The organism is Cohnella silvisoli, from assembly GCF_021190915.1.
Taxonomy (GTDB): Bacteria; Bacillota; Bacilli; order Paenibacillales; family Paenibacillaceae; genus Cohnella; species Cohnella silvisoli.
This window is the reverse complement of record NZ_JAIOAP010000011.1, coordinates 90,990-106,075: the sequence shown is the minus strand read 5'-3', so window position 1 is coordinate 106,075 and position 15,086 is coordinate 90,990. Positions and strand designations below refer to the sequence as shown.

Sequence of the window (15,086 nt, the reverse complement as noted above, 5' to 3'; positions counted from 1 at the left end):
CCGCGCCTCCCTCTAAGCCTATTTGTCCTCCACGCGGATGCTTAGCGTAACCTTCAGGCCGCCCCATTTTCCCCGGCTGACGGAAACGCCGCTGTCCTCCCCGCACAGAAGCCGGAGGCGGCGGTGCACGTTGATCATTCCGGTGCTCTCTTCCTCTTCCCACGACTGCTTGAGTTTGCGGTCGAGCGACTCGAGCTCCTCGTCGGTCAACCGCTCCCCGTTGTCTTCCACTTCGATGAGGATTCGGTCGTCGGTTCTTTCGAATGAGACCCGGAGCCGTCCGCCCGCCATACGCGGTTCAAGCGCGTATTTGAAGGCGTTCTCGACGATCGGCTGCAGGACGAGCTTTGGCACGTACACGGATCGGCAATCTTCATGCAGCTCGGCGACCTCGATGGCGAATCGATTAAAAAACCTCATATTCTGGATTTCGAGATAAGTCATCGTATGGCGTACTTCCAGTTCCATCGGAATCGTGTCTTCCTTGTGGCGCGTAATGAATTCGAAATACTCGCCAAGATAACGGCTGAACCGTCCGATGCTTTCCAAATCTCCGAACTCGGACAGCCGGTAAAGAATGAAGTACGTGTTGTACAAAAAGTGCGGGTTGATCTGCGACTGCAGCTGCTTGATCTGCGCCTGCTTCGCGCGGAGCTTCTGCTCGTAATTGTCGTGAATGAGCGTCTTCAAATAGTCCACCATCCGGTTGAAATGGAGGTACAAATACCGGAACTCATCCTTTCCTTTCGGCGGCACGACCGGCTCAAGCCTTCCGTCTTCAACCCTTCGGAACGAGTGGATCATTTTCCGCAACGGCCGGTGGATCATCCGGTAAATTCCGTAGGAATACAGCAGGATAATCAAAATGGAAGCTCCGGACAGTACCCAGAACCAGCTTCGGTAAGCGGCGATCTGGCCGAACATTTGCTTTTGCGGAACATAGAGGCATAAATAAGCGCCAAGTGAACCCGAATAGCGGCACGACGTTTGCATGGCAGTCCCGTTCAGCTCCATTGACCCGCTGCTGTCCGAAGGCTCGCCGGGGTTTTCTTTACGCAGGAACTCCCTTAATCCTCCGACGGCGTCGGCATCGGCACCCTCTTCTGAAGCGGATGTAGACGCGAATTCGGCCGACTCCTCAAACGCAACGTCCCAATCGCCGGAGAGGCTGATCAAAGCCGCACCCGCCTGACCGTAATTCGCCATGTTCCGCAGCGTCCCCTGCAGTTCGCTGCGGTTGATCTCCACGGAAAGCACGAAAGACGGGTCGGGAGACCCGTTCGGGAACGCTTGGCGGATGAACAACCGGTCGTGCCATGACAGCACGGCCGAATCGTCGAATTGTCCTTTCGGCTTGACGGCTTCATAATCCTCGTCGATGGCGCCGAGAATTCCCTTCGTATCGTTGATCGTCCGGCCGAGCGTTAGAATATGGGCGCTTGCGCTTTTCACGTAGATGCTGGAGTGCCGAATGGTTCGCAACTTAGCCTGCACCCGCTTGACCGCTTCCGCCCATTCGAATTCGGACATGATATCGGACAACACGCTGAGATGGGACAAATCCGAGTCGTAAACGTTTTCCGAAAGCAAGTCCAGAATGTGGCGGTTTTCCAATTCGAGCGTGTTCAAATAGAACATTGTCCTCGAGCTCATCGAACTCACCCACTCGCTTCGTACGCTCTCCTCACCCATGCGGTTCATCATGATCCCCAGCGCGCACAACGGGATGATGACCGCCAGGAAAGCAACGACCAATTTCGGAAAAATACCGCCGATGCGTTTGTACATATTCAGGCACCCAGTTCTCATCCAGATTAGGAGTATCTCCTTGTAAGTTCGCTGCCCGGTCGTCCATCCCTTCCTTCCTCGTCCAACCTAATCAGGAGCTGCCGAACACCCGCCTGACCGCTTCCAGATAACCCATTCCATGAACGGTATCCGGTTCGAGATAACTGCCTTCCGTCCACTCGTTCCAGGCGTTGATCATGAATATCGATTGACCCTTCTCGCGCAAATCGTCTTTCGTGCGCCGCAGCACCTTCTCGAATTGCTCCGGCGTATTGTCCACCAGCACGGCCGTATACGGATAACCGAGCGGTTCATAGTTCAACGACTGATCCGTCCGCGGAGTTGGATCCCATCCCATGGAAACGGACGGATAATAGGGGAGCGTCCATTGCTTCCTGATTTTCTCCCAATCACGCATCGCGACTTCGGCGTAGTCTGCATAATCGGTAGCGGGGAAATTCGGCATCGGCGTATCCTGATGCCAGTTATAGGACGTCACGCTGTCGAATCCGAGAGCGTGAAGCAGAACGTCGGCATCCGGGATGTCCTTGTACCGGCAAAAGATCATCACGCTGCCGTGAATCGCGTTCAGATGCAGGCCCGGAAGGCCGGCTTTCAACGTTTTGTCGCGGAAAGATTGCAGCGCCGCCTTCGTTTGTTCGATACCGCCGAGCCCTTCGACCAGCCCGTAGAAATCGAAAATAGAAAAATACAGCTTCCCCTCGACTTTCCAATAAGAGGGATGGGCTAAATAATTCGTTATGATATAGTCGGTCGCCGCTTCGAACGATTCCCGCGAAGTTCGGCCTGACGTTAAGTTCCCGAACGAACCGCCCGGCGCCGGGTACAGATCCCACCAATCATGATTGGCCCACATGAGCGCGAACTTCAAACGATCATTGTTGCGCGCGCGTAGGTAAGCCCGGTCGAGCGCTCCGTTCAGAAACGGCTTGCCGTCGTACCAATACCAATCGTAGATGAACGTATCGACCCCGTGATCCGCGGCAAGCGCGATCTGCTTCTCCGCCGTCTCCGGCAGCGACTCGTCGTATTCGCCCAAGACGCTGACCTTCGGCTGCGCATGGCCGGGAAACCGCGGCGTCGCCCGGCGGAGCATCTCCCATTCCGTCCAACCTTTGCCATGCCATTCGTCATTCCTCGGATCAGGGTGATATTGCGGAAAATAATAAACCGCGATTTCGAATTTTTCGCTCATAAGCTCACTCCTTCATGCTTCCCATCACGATACCGGACATAAAAAAACGCTGCAGAAACGGATATACGCAAAAGACCGGCAGCGCTCCGAGGAAAATTTGCGCCGCTTTAACGGACCGGTTATTCAAATCGGCGAGCCGTTCCATCATCATCGGATCGGTCGTCAGACTGATGTCGCGCTGCACGATGACCGTCTGCAAATAGCTGGCCAGCGGGTATTTCTCGGGCATGTTCATGTAAATAAGCCCATTAAACCACTCGTTCCAGTGCGCCACGATCGTGAACAGCGTAATGGTCGCCAGAGCGGGTTTGGAGAGCGGAACGATGATCCGCCACAAAGTTTGCATGTAGGTGGCACCGTCGATGTGCGCTGCTTCCTCCAGTTCCTTAGGCAGCGAACGGAAGAAATTGAGCAGCAAAATGACGTTGAAAATCGGCACGGCGCCCGGCAGGACAAGCGCCCACATCGTATCTAGCAGATGAAGCTCCCGGATAACTACGTAGGTGGGTATCAATCCGCCGGAGAACAGCATCGTGAACACGAACAGCCATACATACAGCGTTCTCAGGCGCAGTTGCCCCGCTTCTTTGGACAGCGGGTAAGCGACGATCACCGTCAGCAGCATATTAAGAGCTCCGCCCAGCGCAACCCGCTCCACCGATATCCACACCGATCGGATGAATTCGGGAGTCTCGGCAACGAATGCGTACGATTTAAGCGTAAATCCGACCGGCCACAGCTTCACCAAACCCGCCCCGACGTAATATCCTTCGCTCAGCGAAACGGCCAGCACGTTGACGACCGGCAAAATGCAAAGCAGCGCGAGCACGGTGAGCACCAAGTAATTGGCCGAGACGAACAACAGCCGGCCGATCGTTCTATGTTGGACCATACCCGTCACTCCTCAGAAAATGCGATAGTTGGCGAATCGGTATGCAAGCACGTACGAGACGGAAATAAGCACGAACGATACCGCCGATTTAAACAGTCCGACCGCCGTCGCTACGCCGAATTGGAAGTTTTGCAGTCCCATACGGTAGACGTACGTGTCGAGGATATCCCCGGTGGAGTATACGGAAGGGTTGTACAGGTTAAACACCTGATCGAAACCCGCGTTCAGCACGTTGCCGAGACTGAGCGTCGCCATCAGCACCATGATCGGCACAATGCCGGGCAGCGTAATATAAAGCGTTTGCTTCCAGCGCGAAGCCCCGTCAATGACCGCCGCTTCATACAACGCAGGGTTAATGCCCGTCAGCGCGGCCAAAAAGACGATCGTGCTGAAGCCGAATTCCTTCCAAACATCGGTTCCGACCAATACGAATGGAAACCACTTCTCATCGCCAAGAAAGTAAACATGCGGCATACCCAGGGAGCCAAGCAAATCGTTGACGATTCCAAAGTTGGGCGACAGGATGTCGATGAGAACGCCGGACAGGATGACCCAGGACAGAAAATGCGGCAAATAAATAATCGTTTGCACGGTGCGTTTAAACGCCTTTTGGGCGATTTCGTTCAGCAAAAGCGCCATCGTGATCGGCGCGATCAAGCCGGCGACCATTTTCATGACTGCGATGTATACCGTGTTGAAAATGACGCGGGTCGTGTCCGGCATTTCCGCGATTTGCCGGAAATTATCGAAGCCGATCCATCTCGAATTGAACAGACCGTTCGTAGGCAAAAATCTTTGAAAAGCGATAACGATTCCGACCATCGGTCCGTAACAGAACACCAGTACGAACGCGAGGCCGGTCCAAACCAGCAGGTGCAGCGGCATCTCCCGAGCCCATCGTTTGTGCGCCATGTCCGCCCCTCCTTTCCATGAGGAAAGGGGTGAAGGATTTCTCCACCCCTCCGTTCTTTATTGATGCTGCTTCAACCATTCGTTCACTTCATTGAGTATTTGCTGTCCGCCCTGCTTCTTCCAGTTGTCCACGAACGTGTCGAACGTGTCCAGCGGCTGTTCGCCCATAATGATCTTCGTGAATTCCTTGACCTCAAGATCCTTGAGCGCCGGGCCGTTCTTCGCCATCGTCGCGGTCGGAGCGCCTAGATACGCGTTGGTCATGAACTCGTTGTTCTTCTTATAAGTTCCGAGAATGCCGTAGGCGCTTCCGTCTTCGGTGCCGAACATCAACTCGTTCGGCCAGGCTTTCAGGTCGCCCTTGCGATAGTTGACGATTCCGTCGTAATAGCCTTTGGCCGTCGGATTCAACTTGGACGGATCGTTCGATTTGAATGCATCCTGCACCGCGTAGAAATCGTTCTGGTTCGTTTCCGAAAACCCTCCGAGTACTGGGGACAGGCCGAAGGTGGCAATGTCTTTACCGTCCTGCTTAACCGAATGGTAGTTTTCGTCCCGGGTTTCGCCGTAGTTTTTCTCCAAATAGAAATTCAGGAATTTGATGGCGGCTTCGGGGTTTTTGGCGTTTTTGCTCACGACCCAGAAGCGGGTCGGCGTAATCGAGTTGCTTGTCTTGAGCACCGGTTGATCATCTGCGGAGACGAGCGGGAACACGCCCCAATCGACCTTCGGATCCTTCGATTTCATTTCGTTCAGCGGCCATCCCGCATTCCAGAACTGGCCGAACGTCATGCCCACTTTGCCGGCCGTCGCGAGTTCAGCCGATTTCTCCCCGCTCATGACGCTGAACTCCGGATTGATCGCTCCGGCTTTGTACAACTCCTGCAGCTTGCCAAGAGCCGTCTTCACTTCCGGTTGAATGTCGGCGTAGTCCAACTGACCGCCTTTGTTCAGGAACATCAGGTTCAAGCCGGTCGCCGTAGGTCCTCCCGGGTTGTACGGATAAGCGTGATAACCGTTGAAGAAGCCATCGAGCCCCGCCCAACCGTTGAAAAGGTTGTAATCGAGGTTCAGTCCGAAAGTGTCTTTCTTGTTGTTGCCGTCCGGATCGCCCGTCGCGAACGCTTTGGCGATATTGACGACGTCGTCCATCGTTGCCGGCGGCTGCAGGTTCAGCTTCTTGAGCCAATCTTTGCGAATCCAGATGAATTGCGAGTCTTCCCGTCCGGTAGTTCCGCCGTTCGGTATCGCCATCAGCTTGCCGTTAAACGTAACGGCTTTCAGCGCAATGCCGTCGCCCTCGCCGAAGCTTTTTTTCGTCAAATCGGACGAGTATTTGTTGTAGGCATCGGTCAGGTCCGCTAGCGCGCCGGCTTCCACCAGCAATTGAAGCTGCTGCAGCGTAACTTCGAAGACGTCCGGCAGGTCGCCGGAAACCATCGATACGTTTAACTTATTCGTATATTGCTGGTCATCGACGATCCACTGGTTTTTCACGATGATGCCAAGTTCGTCCTTCAGTCCATTCGTATACACGTTGTTGTCCCAATCCTGGCCTTTCACGAATTCCAGCCCGCTGTTGAACATGCGTACCGTCGTTACCGTGATGGGTGGATCGTATTTGCCAAGAGGACCATCCGCCATAGCGGGGGCCGAAGCCGACGAAGACGGTGCGGGGCTGGAAGTCGATGATGACGATGGTGACGGCGATGACGTATTGCTCGAGTTTTTGTTGTCCGTGCAGGCGGACAGGACAGCGGATAAAACCAATGTCCCGACCAACGCCCAGCTTGCCATTCTCTTGCGATTCATGCGTTAACCTCCCTGGATGGACCATTTATATGTTCGAACAATTTTATTATGGGAGTCGGCTGTAAGCCGCGTAAATATCGAACTGTTGTCGTCCATTACGTTCTCATATCTTGTCAATCATACTCCAGTTCAAGAAGATATGAAAACGTAACCAAAACAGAGAAATCGATATTTACGCCGAATTGGGCAGTCTCTCACAATGATATTGTAAGACCATTTCTAATGAGGTAAGGAGGAGGAAAATGAAGAATCGGATAATGAAAAGGCAGAAGGTTTGGATGAGTGGTTATCCGCTCTACGCGTACATCGATCTCGGGCAATGCACAAAAACCGAAAAGGAGACGCCATCATGATGAAGTCTTATGAAAAAGTCAGTTACGAGTTTCTGAGGCCGCAGCAAGTCAAAGAAATACGAGCTCAATGTCCGATCGCCTACATTACAGCCGGAGCTATGGAATGGCATGGCTTGCATAATCCTCTTGGCGTGGACGGGTTTAAAGCCCATGCCGTTTGCACCGAAGCCGCGCTGCTGCATGGCGGTGTCGTGCTGCCTCCGTTTTATCAGGGATTGCTCGGATTTGTAAATTGGGGACCGAAAGATTGGGAGGGCTACACGTTAAGTTTTAACGAAGAGGAAATGTTCGAGGCAGCTATGACAGGAATCGCAAAAGCTCTCGTATACAGCGGTTGGAAAGTGATAGTGGGTGTGACGGGACACAATGTGGAGCAGCAGCGCGATATTATGCAAAGGGCAATCGAATCCGCAACGGATGGCCAAACATCCACCGGTTTTGCCATTTTCGAAGGAGCGTATCATACTCCCAGCACAGAAATCCCTTTTCAGATGGATCATGCCGGAGCGTGGGAAACGTCGTGCATGATGTATACGAATCCCGACCTGGTAGATCTAGATGCTCTTAGAGGCAGCGCAGATCTCGAAAGCGATGACCTCGATATGATGGGCTCAGATGGAATAGGAGGCAAAAATCCTTTTAAATACGCATCTGCCGAATTAGGCAAGAAGATTGTGATGAGTACGGCTGACTCGATCGGCCGAAAAGCGCTTGAAGCGCTTAAGCGCATCGAAAATGGAGCTTAAACGCTACAAACTGCTCGGTTGCAGCAGAAACGCGAAAAAAAGCCCTCCCTTGTCTGCAATCGGCAGAAAAAGAGGGCTTTCCGTAGCAGGACATTAACTTATAGAACAATCCGCTGACGAGTACGCGCAGATGCCAGACAAGCATCGATCAGCCTCATATTATCGACCGCATCTTGCGGGGAATATGCGGGCGGCTCCTCCCCCCATACGGTACGAGCGAATTGATCGGATTGGGCTACGTACGCGTCGACTCCGTACGGACCTTCGCGGCGAACCTTATCTCCGACTTGAATGGTAATATCGTCGGTTTCCTTCGAAGGCACGAATGAAGGCTTCAGCACGATCGTACCGTCCGTCCCTACGATCTCAAGCTCGTTGCGGAAAGAAGCCCACATGCCGCAATCGAAAGTTAAAGCGACATTGCCCGGAAATTCTACCAACCCGGATGCCATCATGTCCACATCGTCGTGTTCGGGAGAGAAAAGAGCTTGAACGGTAACCGCTTCAGGCTCAACCCCCATGATTAGCCGAGCTGCGCTTAACGGATACACGCCAACATCATAGAGCGCCCCGCCGCCCCATTCTTTTACCTGCCGAATATCCTCTTTGTTTGCGGTTCCGTTATATGTAAAAACTCCACGAATGCCGCGCAGTTCCCCGATCTCTCCGCTAGCGACGATTTCTTTTACCCTAGCGATGCGAGGATGATGCCTGTACATAAACGCTTCAGCCAGATGGACTCCCGCTTCTTTACAGCCATCTACCATCTCTTGCGCTTCCCGAGCATTCATAGCCAGCGGCTTCTCGCATAGTACATGCTTGCCTGCTTGGGCTGCCGCGATCGTCCACTCTTTATGCAAGTGATTCGGCAACGGAATATATATTGCATCGATTTCCGGATCCGCCAATAACGCTTCATAGCTCCCGTAAAACTTAGGAATGCCGAACTGCTCCGCCTTGCTGCGGGCTTTGTCCTCGCTGCGGCTAGCTATCGCTAGCAGCTCCCCCGTTTCCGACGCATGAATAGCCGGAATGACTGCCCGATCCGCTATCGCGGCGCAGCCAAGAATTCCCCAACGCAGACGTGTCATTGTCACGATCACCCTACTCCCTCTTAAATTCTCTACCATTATAGCATGGATGACTGGCTTTTCGATAAAGCGGATTTGCGTTACAATGGTACGATAATCAAGAGACAGAGAGGGAGAAACAGATGCCTTACCGCCTTATTGCCATGGATTTAGACGATACTTTGTTAACCGATGAATTGACGGTGTCCGATGCGACCCGCCAAGCGATGACCGATGCGATCGCTCTTGGAGCTCATTTGACGATCGCGACCGGACGAATGTTCGATTCCGCTCAGAAAATCGCCCGCCAAGTCGGGTTGAACGTACCGATTATTACTTATCAGGGCTCTCTGATCAAAAATCTGATGGACGAGGAAGTGCTGTACGAGCGCTCCGTACCTGTCGATGTTGCCGAACAATTATACGAATATTGCTTGGCTCATGGTTTGCATCTGCAGAGCTATATCGACGACAGACTGCATGTCCCTGAAGAGAACGACAAAATCCGCGCCTATGCCAAGCAATCCAATATTCCTTATACGATCGAACCCGATTTCCGCCGCGTTATTGCTCATGAAAAACAAACAAAGCTGTTGATCATCGACGAGCCGGCGCGTTTGGATTCCTTGCTTCCCGAGCTTAAGGCGCTGTTCGGCTCCAAAGTGCATTTGACCAAGTCGAAGCCCAACTATTTGGAATTTTTGCATCCGGAAGGAACCAAGGGGCACGCTTTGCGTTTCCTTGCCGCGCATTACGGCATTCCGATGGAAGAGACGATCGCTATGGGCGATGCCATGAACGATCACGAGATGATCGAAACCGCAGGACTTGGCGTCGCGATGGCGAATGCCGTTCCGGCGCTGAAGGAAATCGCCGATTACATCACGCTTAGCAACAACGACGACGGTGTTAAACACGTTCTGGAGAAGTTTGTATTGAATGTTGCAGCGGTTGACTAACATAAAGTTATCGCATACCGCTATCTGGCCCAAGCAGCATCTTTTGTTCACAAAGAAGATCCTCCTCCGGTTGTTTCCGAAGAGGATCTTCTTATTTATTGTGTCAAAGCATTACGAGTAGCCAATATATACTTCGAGGTGTCCAAAGGATTAACGCCCCGCCTTGCTCGCTCGGCTTTCACATCTGCTGGACATTCCTTGTACCCGTCGAAGAAGGTCGTCAGCGTTCCCCTCCCTTTGGTCAACGACCCGAGACGCGCGGGAAAATCAAGCGAGGTTGCTACAGGCAGCTTCCCTTCGATTTCCATCCGCCCCTGCCGCACGAACGGCGTGTCGAACTCCCCACGCATAACGACAAGCTCGCTCATCAGCTTTCCGCCGAATTCCTCCGGAGTCGAAAGCCGAAACCGAAGTATCGGTTCGAGCAGCATCGTTCCCGTATTCGCGAGTCCGTCCATGATACCCATCGGAGTCGCGATGACAAAATCAAGCGGATGCGTATGCCAGACGTGATGCTCTCCTTCGACTAAAGTCACCTTTAAGTCGGTAACCGGCCAACCTCGCAAGCCTTGCTGCAGCGCTTCCGGCACCCGCCTTGCCACTTCGTTCTGATAGCTGTCCAGCAGCTTCTCGGATCTTACGATAGCGCTGTATTGCAAGCCGCTCCCCCGTTCGCCTGGCTCGATATGAAACCGCAAGATTGCCCAGCAAGGCTTGGGCATCGTATAAGCAACGAATCCTTCGCCCGGTTGTACGGGTGTTTCCTTGTATATAACGGAAGGTGCCCCGAACGAAACGGCTAGACCGAATCTCTGGATCAACATATGTCCCAGCACTTCCACTTGTATCGGTCCCATCACCCTCAGATGAAGCTCCCTGTCCTCTTGCAGCCACTGCACGTCAAGATGCGGATCTTCGTCCGCCAATTCATGGAAGGCCGCTACGACCGCGGGATATTCCGCTTCGTTGCTCCAATGGACCTGCACCGTCAAGAGCGGCTCCGCTAGCCGTCTTTCACCCGGCACTCCTTCGCGAGCGCCGATAATATCACCTATACGGACCCGGCTCCAGCCGCATACCGCGGCAATATCCCCTGCCTTCAGGATACCGACGTCCTCGCTTCGCTGCCCCTCGACTTTCCTGATTTGCGTGACCTTCTCATCGATATCCAAAGCATGGTTGCGCACGGTGTCCCGATTTCGAAGAATCCCGCCATAAAGACGGACATAAGCCATCCGCCCCATGATCGGGTCCTTTTCAAGCTTGAAAACGACACCCGACAGAGGAGCGGTTTCCTCTCCATCAGGAGGAGGCAGCAAAGAAACAATCGCATCCATCAGCTTGTCTACGCCGATTCCTTTGTTGGAAGCGCCGAACAGCACCGGAAACAGTTTCGTTTCCCGAATGCTTGCCGTAAGCACAGGCAAAAGCTCCGCATCCGCTAGCTCGCCTTGATCGAAATAGCGATTAAGGAGCGTGTCGTCCTGCTCGGCGATTTTCTCCTCCAAATGATTGCGGCTTTGCTGTGCATTTTCCGGAAGCTCCGATGCTATTGGTATTGCATTTGCATTAGTGCTGCCGCTCAAACCGAGCAAATCGACTGCACCCTTAAACTCCCCTTCGACTCCTTCGGGAGCTTGTATCGGAACCGCTCCGGCCGATAACAGCCGATGGATTTCAGCAACGACTCCAGCAGGATCCGCGCCTATGCGATCCATTTTATTAATATATATAAGCGTCGGTATGCGTAAATCTCTTAAAGCCTGCCAGACGACCTCCGTCTGGGCTTGCACGCCTTCGACCGCGGAAACGATAAGGACCGCTCCGTCCATCACCCTAAGCGACCGTTCCACTTCGGAGAGAAAATCGACATGTCCGGGAGTATCTACCAGATTCACTTGTACACCGTTCCACTGAAATCGAGTAACCGCCGAACGGACGGAAATCCCCCGTGTTCGTTCCACTTCCAACCAATCCGTCTGGGCCGTGCCCTCATCGACGCTGCCCAAGAAACGAATTCGTCCGCTGCGAAAAAGGATCTGTTCGGTCGTTGTCGTCTTTCCCGCGTCGACATGCGCGAATATTCCGACGTTGCGTATATTTGTCTGAACGCGCTTGTCAGATTCATCTGTTATTGGGAGCATGTCGCGTCTCCTTCTCTTTGCTGCAACATAAGTATTTGTCTGTAACAAAAAACGGCGCCTTAAGCAGCATAGGGGCGCCGTTTACACGAATTATTTTTCCTTATCCTTATCCTTATTTCGCTTTGCTTTGAGTAGACGGAACATTTCCAGGCTATCGAGCAGGTGCCGGGCTTCTTCCTCGGTCAAGGGCTCCAATACGCCATTTACGAGAATTTTGTTCGACGATTTCTCATCGCCGCTTAATTGTCCGGTAATTAGCCAGTCCAGCGAAACTTCATACATGCTCGCGAGCTCCCGCAAAATTTCGTTGTCGGGTTGCGATTTATTGTTCTCGTACTTGGATATCGTCGTGAAATCAATACCAAGCTTACCGGCTACTTCATTCTGAGTAAGCTGTCTATGCGTTCTGGCTTCCTTTAGTCGTTTACCGAAAGTCGTCACTATTTCATCCCCTCTTGCCCTCAGTATAAGGGATATGGGATTTTTCACGTAGGTATTTGAAGATTATTCAAAAAATGTGTTGATTTTTGAAATAACTTCAACATAAAATAGAGTTGGATGAAAATTACAGATATAGGTTGAAAGGAGCGAATCAGCTTGAGTCTTGATCGACCTTTGTGGTTCTGGATATTGGCCGGTGTCTGTGTCGTTGTATTAATTGTTTTGGAAAATCGGTCGAGAAGGCGAAGCAAGCAACAAGAATCTACGGAAGATTCGAAACCATGAAGGTGCAATGGCATCTCCCGGATCATTCTATTTCGGAAACAGACGTGCCGGATATCGAGCAACTGCTATTTATTCTACGACTAGTAGGCGAAGTGACGCTTAAAGGCCAACCTTATCAAGTCGACAGTTCCAAGCTTATCGTCGATGAGGACAAGCTTTCCGTAGCCGTTACCCTATCCCTAGTTTCTTCTCCATCGTAAGCGCTTTGACTGTTCCCGCAGGACGAACGATCAGCTCCTGATCCACGATCTCATAACCCATGTCCTGATAGAGAACTAAGTTATTTTGAACCGATTGCCTTACCCTGCAACGGCTAATGTTCATTCCTTTCGTTACGCCTTGCTTCTCGATCCATTTAATAAGTTGTCTTGCATAACCTCTTCTGCGCCTTGGCGGAATAACGGACAACCGGAAGAAGTAGATGGCATCGTCGATGTACTTGAACCTAACCATTGCCGTTGCCGTATCGTCTTCATACAAAATAGCCGCCGATTCGCCTTGATCCCGAAGTGCCTCTAATATCGATTCGCTCGTTTCTTCCAAGGCGCCGGAAGGCGGTATCGCAGTCCTAAATTCTTCGAAGGCGATATGCATCAGCGTATGGATCGTGTCCGCATCCTCGGGCGTCGCTTCGCGAATATAGACTTCCGGATCTTTCTTAGACCGGGGTTGCGGTTTCGGTAAAGGCTCCGCCCGCGTTTCTCCGTCCGCTTCTTCCGATATTTCCGTTTGCTCTTCCTGCACAGACTCCAGTTCCGGCGCAATCGCATTCACGCTGCGGAAATAATCTCTGGTCGGCTTCAAGAAAAACAATAGGATGGTGACAACGGAAAGGATAAGCTGTATCTGATCATTGGAAAACCACAGGACGATAAACGCGGTAATGAGAGCCGGAAACTGTTTGCGCCTGCGGATGAATAATAGCATCACGACCATGAAGAGAATCGGGATCGTGATATTCAGCGCAACGATTCCGATTTTGCCCTCCGGTATTTTGGATACGGACAAGGATGCTACGAGAACGACAAAAATCATCGCCATCTTCAAATAAACAATGAAATTCATGGCTCGAATACTGGTTGGTTTCAACAAAGTAAGTCCTCCCTATTTGCAGTCGTACATTAGTTCGTCAAAATAGCAGGCGTTTCCTGTCTGTTTTCGCGTACAAGACAAAAAAAACAGCCGTGCGGAATAGAGTATTCCCGCGTCGGCTGTTTTTTACCCATTTATTGGATTTGTTCGTAATGATGAGCGAGCTACTCCTTGATTAGTTAGTCAATCCTGAAAAAGCCTAACTTTGGAAATACTACTACGCTCTCAAGGACATCAGAAATGCGTGGGATCAGGTCAATACCGGCCATATATAAACAAACCGAATGTTGGCGTCGGCGGGTTCGCTGGATCAATCTTCTTTCGAGACTCGGTTGTTTTGTTAATCAAATTGCCGTTGTTATCATAATAAAAGTTCACTTGCTGCATCTCGCCGGTCGACTTCACTTCCGCGGTGGCGTACAAGCGATTTTGCTCATTTACCCCGTAAGAGATCAGCGTAATCGCAGCGCCTTGCGTGGTTTTCTCACTCAAACGGTTACCTGACTGATCAAACGTATAGGCCGTCTTCTTGCCACTAGGCTCTGTTATCGTCTCTAGTCGGTTAAGGCTATCGTACGTGAATGAAGTCGTCCCCGTAGACACGACGTTAACCGTCTCCGTCTTCGACGTTTGGTTATTGGCGTTATCGTAAAGATACGAGTACGTATCTAAGAGTGTTGTCCCTTGATAGTTATTTAAGCTTAAGCAAATTGTTTTTGTAATACGTATACACTTCCTTCGCACCGCTAGCATAGGTGACCTGCTGCTGGCTGCCGTCTGCATAGTAAAGATAAGAAGCTTGGACCGTGGCGCCGTCATTGACTTGGGACAAGCGGTTCGTTTTGTCGTAAATCTTCGTCGTCACGTTGCCTTTGACATCGGTCGTGACTTCGGAGACAAATCCAGCTGTGAGCCCTGTCGTTTGGTCTAATAGGAACGTACTTGTCCCCATGCCAGGAACGGACTTCATGATGACCCGGTTTAAAATAGGTACGGCTCGTTAAACCCGTGCCGTCCTTCATGCTCAGCTGATTGCCGTTGTTGTCATAGGTGTAGAAAATCTGATTGTCCTTAGGCACAAGCTCAGCACCCGTTACCGTCTGGGAAAGAAGACGACCGTGCGCGTCATACACATAAGATGTTAAATTCCCATTGCGGTCGATCTTGGTTTTCATTTGACCGCTGCCCGTGTATGTATAGCTCTCCACTTTAGCTTGATTATACACATAGTTCCCTGCTTTACCGCTGCGTCCGCCATGGTCAATCCGTTTGGTGAGTTTGTTCGCTAAGTTGTACTCGAACGAAGTGACAAACCCGCGGCCGTCCTTTGGCAATAGTGCTTATTATTTTTAAAAAAACCTTGAGAGGCATTTAGC

14 protein-coding genes are annotated in these 15,086 nt (G+C 51.7%); 3 read left to right on the top strand and 11 right to left on the bottom strand.

The features are described from left to right. Window positions 1–18 precede the first annotated feature (18 nt). The 5 genes from K7P76_RS20090 to K7P76_RS20070 all read right to left on the bottom strand — a co-directional run bounded on the left by K7P76_RS20090 (window position 19) and on the right by K7P76_RS20070 (window position 6,620). On the bottom strand, window positions 19–1,788 hold the full coding sequence (locus K7P76_RS20090) for a sensor histidine kinase (protein ID WP_232187100.1): 1,770 nt from the start codon (window positions 1,786–1,788) through the stop codon (window positions 19–21). 91 nt (window positions 1,789–1,879) lie between these two features. After that, window positions 1,880–3,004 carry a glycosyltransferase WbsX family protein gene (locus tag K7P76_RS20085; protein ID WP_232187099.1) on the bottom strand — a complete coding sequence of 375 codons (1,125 nt, stop codon included), beginning with the start codon at window positions 3,002–3,004 and terminating at the stop codon, window positions 1,880–1,882. 4 nt (window positions 3,005–3,008) lie between these two features. Then, window positions 3,009–3,896: a carbohydrate ABC transporter permease gene (locus K7P76_RS20080; RefSeq protein ID WP_232187098.1), complete on the bottom strand. Its 888-nt coding sequence runs from the start codon at window positions 3,894–3,896 to the stop codon at window positions 3,009–3,011. Between the two features lie 12 nt (window positions 3,897–3,908). Continuing rightward, on the bottom strand, window positions 3,909–4,808 hold the full coding sequence (locus K7P76_RS20075; RefSeq protein WP_232187097.1) for an ABC transporter permease: 900 nt from the start codon (window positions 4,806–4,808) through the stop codon (window positions 3,909–3,911). 57 nt (window positions 4,809–4,865) lie between these two features. Further along, window positions 4,866–6,620 carry an extracellular solute-binding protein gene (locus tag K7P76_RS20070; protein ID WP_232187096.1) on the bottom strand — a complete coding sequence of 585 codons (1,755 nt, stop codon included), beginning with the start codon at window positions 6,618–6,620 and terminating at the stop codon, window positions 4,866–4,868. 349 nt (window positions 6,621–6,969) lie between these two features. On the opposite strand from K7P76_RS20070, the gene K7P76_RS20065 reads away from it, so the two are divergent. Beyond that, a complete protein-coding gene (locus tag K7P76_RS20065) occupies window positions 6,970–7,719 on the top strand; it encodes a creatininase family protein (RefSeq protein WP_232187095.1) in 750 nt (249 codons plus the stop codon). Between the two features lie 98 nt (window positions 7,720–7,817). Here K7P76_RS20065 and K7P76_RS20060 read toward each other — a convergent pair whose 3' ends face one another. Further along, entirely contained in the window at window positions 7,818–8,810 is a 993-nt protein-coding gene (locus K7P76_RS20060) for a Gfo/Idh/MocA family protein (protein WP_232187225.1), read from the bottom strand. Window positions 8,811–8,932: 122 nt separating this feature from the next. Here K7P76_RS20060 and K7P76_RS20055 point away from each other — a divergent pair, with 122 nt between their 5' ends. After that, on the top strand, window positions 8,933–9,748 hold the full coding sequence (locus tag K7P76_RS20055; protein ID WP_232187094.1) for a Cof-type HAD-IIB family hydrolase: 816 nt from the start codon (window positions 8,933–8,935) through the stop codon (window positions 9,746–9,748). 95 nt (window positions 9,749–9,843) lie between these two features. On the opposite strand, the gene K7P76_RS20050 is transcribed toward K7P76_RS20055, so the two are convergent. Both K7P76_RS20050 and K7P76_RS20045 read right to left on the bottom strand, forming a co-directional pair. Beyond that, complete coding sequence (locus K7P76_RS20050; RefSeq protein ID WP_232187093.1) at window positions 9,844–11,892, bottom strand: GTP-binding protein; 2,049 nt, start codon at window positions 11,890–11,892, stop codon at window positions 9,844–9,846. Between the two features lie 90 nt (window positions 11,893–11,982). Further along, window positions 11,983–12,333, bottom strand: coding sequence for a helix-turn-helix domain-containing protein (locus K7P76_RS20045; RefSeq protein ID WP_232187092.1), 351 nt, complete (start codon window positions 12,331–12,333; stop codon window positions 11,983–11,985). A gap of 281 nt (window positions 12,334–12,614) precedes the next feature. Between K7P76_RS20045 and K7P76_RS20040 the strand changes: the two genes are divergently transcribed. Beyond that, window positions 12,615–12,818: a hypothetical protein gene (locus K7P76_RS20040; protein WP_232187091.1), complete on the top strand. Its 204-nt coding sequence runs from the start codon at window positions 12,615–12,617 to the stop codon at window positions 12,816–12,818. Here K7P76_RS20040 and K7P76_RS20035 read toward each other — a convergent pair. The 3 genes from K7P76_RS20035 to K7P76_RS20025 form a co-directional block, all read right to left on the bottom strand. Further along, a complete protein-coding gene (locus K7P76_RS20035; RefSeq protein ID WP_232187090.1) occupies window positions 12,787–13,710 on the bottom strand; it encodes a GNAT family N-acetyltransferase in 924 nt (307 codons plus the stop codon). The genes K7P76_RS20040 and K7P76_RS20035 overlap by 32 nt on opposite strands. A gap of 255 nt (window positions 13,711–13,965) precedes the next feature. Continuing rightward, window positions 13,966–14,313 carry an RHS repeat domain-containing protein gene (locus K7P76_RS20030; protein ID WP_232187089.1) on the bottom strand — a complete coding sequence of 116 codons (348 nt, stop codon included), beginning with the start codon at window positions 14,311–14,313 and terminating at the stop codon, window positions 13,966–13,968. An 88-nt stretch (window positions 14,314–14,401) separates the two neighbouring features. Further along, window positions 14,402–14,680 (bottom strand): hypothetical protein, encoded by a 279-nt coding sequence (locus K7P76_RS20025; RefSeq protein WP_232187088.1) that lies wholly within the window; start codon window positions 14,678–14,680, stop codon window positions 14,402–14,404. Window positions 14,681–15,086 lie beyond the last annotated feature (406 nt).